We start from the raw sequence: 3695 nt of genomic DNA on the forward strand, positions 1-3695 counted from the left end.
ATAATTCAGACATGCGGCTGGTTCAAGCGAATAGAATTAACCGAGTGATCTTATTCTGAAAAGCCGAAGGAGCTGCTGATGCTTGTCCCCGTCTGTTTTACTTTTTTAGGCCTGATGCTATTATTGACAGGAATAAAAATTCTTAGAGATGGCCTGGAAAAATTCACAGGGTCTTATTTTCAGCTCGTTCTGCAGAGATTCACCGCAACCACCGCGAGAGGATTCATCAGCGGCATTCTGGCGACAAGTATCTTGCAATCGAGCACAGCGCTGACCGTAATGGCAATTTCCTTTGTTGATGCCGGTTTGTTAAGCTTCCAAAATACGCTCGGACTAATCCTCGGAAGCAATATTGGCAGTACGGTAACGCCCCAGCTTTTGTCTTTGCCGCTCAAGGATTTTGCCATATGGCTGATTCCGCCTGGATTTTTAGGGTTCTGGCTGCTGAAAGGCAAAGTAAAATTCTTTTGCTATGCGTTGGCCGGCTTAGGCCTGATGTTTTTCTCCCTTTCCGTTTTGGAATCCGCGATGATCCCGCTTGCCTCGACCTCATATTTTCAAGAACGTCTGCTCCATCTGAACAGCAGCTATCTTGAAAGCATTGTGGCAGGTACCGTTCTCTCGGCAGCCCTGCATTCTTCAAGTGCAACGGCAGGCCTTGTGATGGTTTTAACAGAAAGAGGTTGGCTTGATCTGCCAACCTCCCTTGCTTTTATTTTTGGAGCCAATATCGGGACCTGCTTCACCGCTTTGATTGTCTCAGCTTTTACCTCTAGATCCGCTCAATGGGTTGCGTTATTTCATGTATTCGTTAACGTTTTTGGCGTTTTGATGTTTTACCCGCTTCTGGATCCGCTGACCGAGGTGATCAGGTTTCTCGGGGGAAGCCTAAGCCGCCAGATCGCCAACGGACATACAATTTTTAACATCCTGTCTTCGCTTATGGTTCTTCCTCTGCTGCCCTATATCAGCCGATCACTGGCCAGATCCCGTTAGCGCGTACTGCCGTCCCATCTTAGCTTTCCAACCTGAAGGTTCCCTTTGTCCCTGAAAACATCAACTTTTTGAGCCGGTTCATCAATCTTGATCAGCTCTTTGCCAATAAAAATTTTAATATTGGCGTGGCAGAACTCGATATTGATATGGCTGTCTTTGGATGCCTTGATTGTCGTGGCACTGATATTCGAGCCGCCAAGTTCCCAAATGTAAACATCACCCGAGCAACTGATCTCGCCGCCGCGGCAGACACCATGGATTTTCATACCGCCTTCAATTTTTAAAATGGAATTGTACACGCCTTTGTGGCAGAAGAAATCGCCGGCGCAGCTGATTTCAGAGTTCTGGACATAACTGACGTCACAGAGAACACTGGCCGAGGCGGCCAGTCCTTTGGTGGCCATGAAGAAACCTACAATCTTCAGGGCATTTTTAAGATAAAGCGTATCTTTAAGCTGAAGCGGTCCTAATCCGATCATAAAATGCTTCACCGAACGTATCGCCTGATCAAGCTCCGGGGATACAAACCCGCGTTCCTGGCTGTTAAGCAGTCTCTCCAGCTCTTCAACCTTCTTTGGCAATTGTTGAAAATTCTTCTCCAGGATGACCTTGAACAGCTGGCCAACACTCGTATTGGCGGATACTCCCTGCAGCTGCTCAATCTGATGAACACAGAGCGTAAGCTCTTCACAGACTTCCTGCATGGTTTTGATAAACTCGGATCTAGAGACATGTTTCTCTCCGACAAGTATTTTACTGGCTATAATATTATTTCTTACTGCCAGTCCCGTTTCTGCTTTAATATCAGCGCCTGAGATAGAACCCTGTACTTTGACTGTGCCAGAGGAATGAATATACAGTCCGTCCGCAACATTGCCCCCGATAAACACATCGCCTGGAAAGTCGATGCTTCCGGTGCTCAGATCAACATCTTTGTTTTGAATAAACGCGTTTTCAACTAAGTATGTATTTTTATTGACCCTTACCGGTGTACCGGAACAGGAGGCTTTAACTTCCATATTCTCAGTCAGATAGACATTCTTCTTCATTGTAATCATGAAGTCTTTGATTTTATCAACCTGAGTGGCTTTTCCGAAAATGTTCGTACCAGGGACCCCTTCTTTACCCGGGATCTTTCTGGCCAGAATATCATCCTTCTGGCAAAGGACAATCTTACAGGCGAAATAATCAATTTTTTCTTCATTACTTTCTTCATTCTGAAATACGGGTTCACCAACATAGTCGATTAACTGGGGCTGAACAGTTGGAATCGGCAGGGTTGCTTCAGCGATGACAATTTCGCTTTCACCATTGACTACCATAAAATCCGCCCAAAGATTGCTTTTTATTCCATAAACAATTCCTTTGTCATTGATTTCTTTTATCAGGTTTGCTTCCGTTGGCAGCTCATCAGGTTCAGGGGAAGCATTAAAGGAAACATGTTGTTCCAGTACAAGCTGCGAATAATTTGGGAGAGAATTGGCCAGGACAAATTTACCCGCACAGGCATGTCTGACTCTCGCGACAGCTTTGCTGCCATCCGGCTCAACTGAGATTTTCCAGGATAGTTCGCCCTGCTGGACCAAAGGATAGAATTCAAAGGTATCGCCTTTATTAACAGGCATTTCGTATCCAATCTCGTTGCCCAGCATAAATAATTTTCCGGCATGCGGATAAGGAACGATGCTTTGAACCCGCGATCCGGGATAAATCGAATATTTGACTTGATCCCAGAGGACCCGAGTATCTTCCTCCTGGGTGTCTTCCTGCGGAAAATTTTGTTTGTCCGGATCCGGCAAAATTACGTTTACCTTATAGAGCCTGCTGAAGACTCCCGGTTTCTCTATGGTTTCTATCTGCAGCTCTTCAGGATCACAGCCCCATTCCCGAGACCATTTCTCTCTGATTTCTTCCAACGTTTTACCTGTTGCAATCATTTCTTTCATGGCCCGCACTCTCCTTAAACAACCTGGAAAAATAGTCTGATTTTAAAAACAAAACGTGTAGGACTTTAGTCCTAAAAATCGCATATATTAAATAAAAGTATTAAAATAATAACGAAAATAAGCCAAAAAATTATCTTTAAAATTACAATTTTTTTAAAAAAAGAATACTGTAATAGCATAATTACAGTATTTTATGATTATTCTCTCTCATTTTACTGACTATTTCGATATTTGTCTACAAGAGAATTATTCAGGAATGATTAATAGCTTTGTTTCCTTCGTCTTGTTATCTGAAGCATTGCCATTGTCCAAATTACTTTCACCCTGGCCCAGGCTGTTGCCCTGGTCCGGACTGCCCGTACCCTGTCCAATGTCCGTACCGGTTCCGCCGCCTGTTTCTGTACTTCCGTCATTCAGCTCTGTTCCGGACGAACCCTCACTGCTCCCGCTCGTACTGCCCGAGTCATCGTGACCTGGAGATGCGGTGCCGTTTGGATCTGAAGAGCTTCCGGGTACCGTGATATGGGACTGCAGTTCCGGGCTCAGCAGGTCGAGGACTGTCCCGTCGATGGTTATATCGGTGGTAATCCCGAGCAGAAGATTCTTAGCCACTTGTTTGGCATGATCGGGATTGACTTCCCAGTAACTGATATTGTCAAGATAAAGTCCATAGCCAGGCAGTGTTTGATTCACCATGTTTGAACTGTCGAAAGCCGCGGCTGCCTTGGATAGTCTTAGAATATCCGCGAGTTT

At 45.0% G+C, this 3695-nt stretch carries 3 protein-coding genes; 1 reads left to right on the forward strand and 2 read right to left on the reverse strand.

Features of this window, described 5'->3' with window-relative positions; translation table 11 throughout:
* Positions 1–78 precede the first annotated feature (78 nt).
* Positions 79–996 (forward strand): Na/Pi symporter, encoded by a 918-nt coding sequence (locus NC238_09905; GenBank protein ID MCM1566243.1) that lies wholly within the window; start codon positions 79–81, stop codon positions 994–996.
* Here NC238_09905 and NC238_09910 read toward each other — a convergent pair.
* Together NC238_09910 and NC238_09915 are read right to left on the reverse strand one after the other, a co-directional pair.
* Positions 993–2942, reverse strand: a complete 1950-nt coding sequence (locus NC238_09910) for a FapA family protein (GenBank protein ID MCM1566244.1) — start codon at positions 2940–2942, stop codon at positions 993–995. The two genes, NC238_09905 and NC238_09910, sit on opposite strands and share 4 nt — an antisense overlap.
* A 246-nt stretch (positions 2943–3188) precedes the next feature.
* Positions 3189–3695: LytR family transcriptional regulator (locus NC238_09915; GenBank protein ID MCM1566245.1), on the reverse strand; the 507-nt coding region annotated here is incomplete at its 5' end.

It is taken from the genome of Dehalobacter sp. (genome assembly GCA_023667845.1).
GTDB lineage: Bacteria > Bacillota > Desulfitobacteriia > Desulfitobacteriales > Syntrophobotulaceae > Dehalobacter.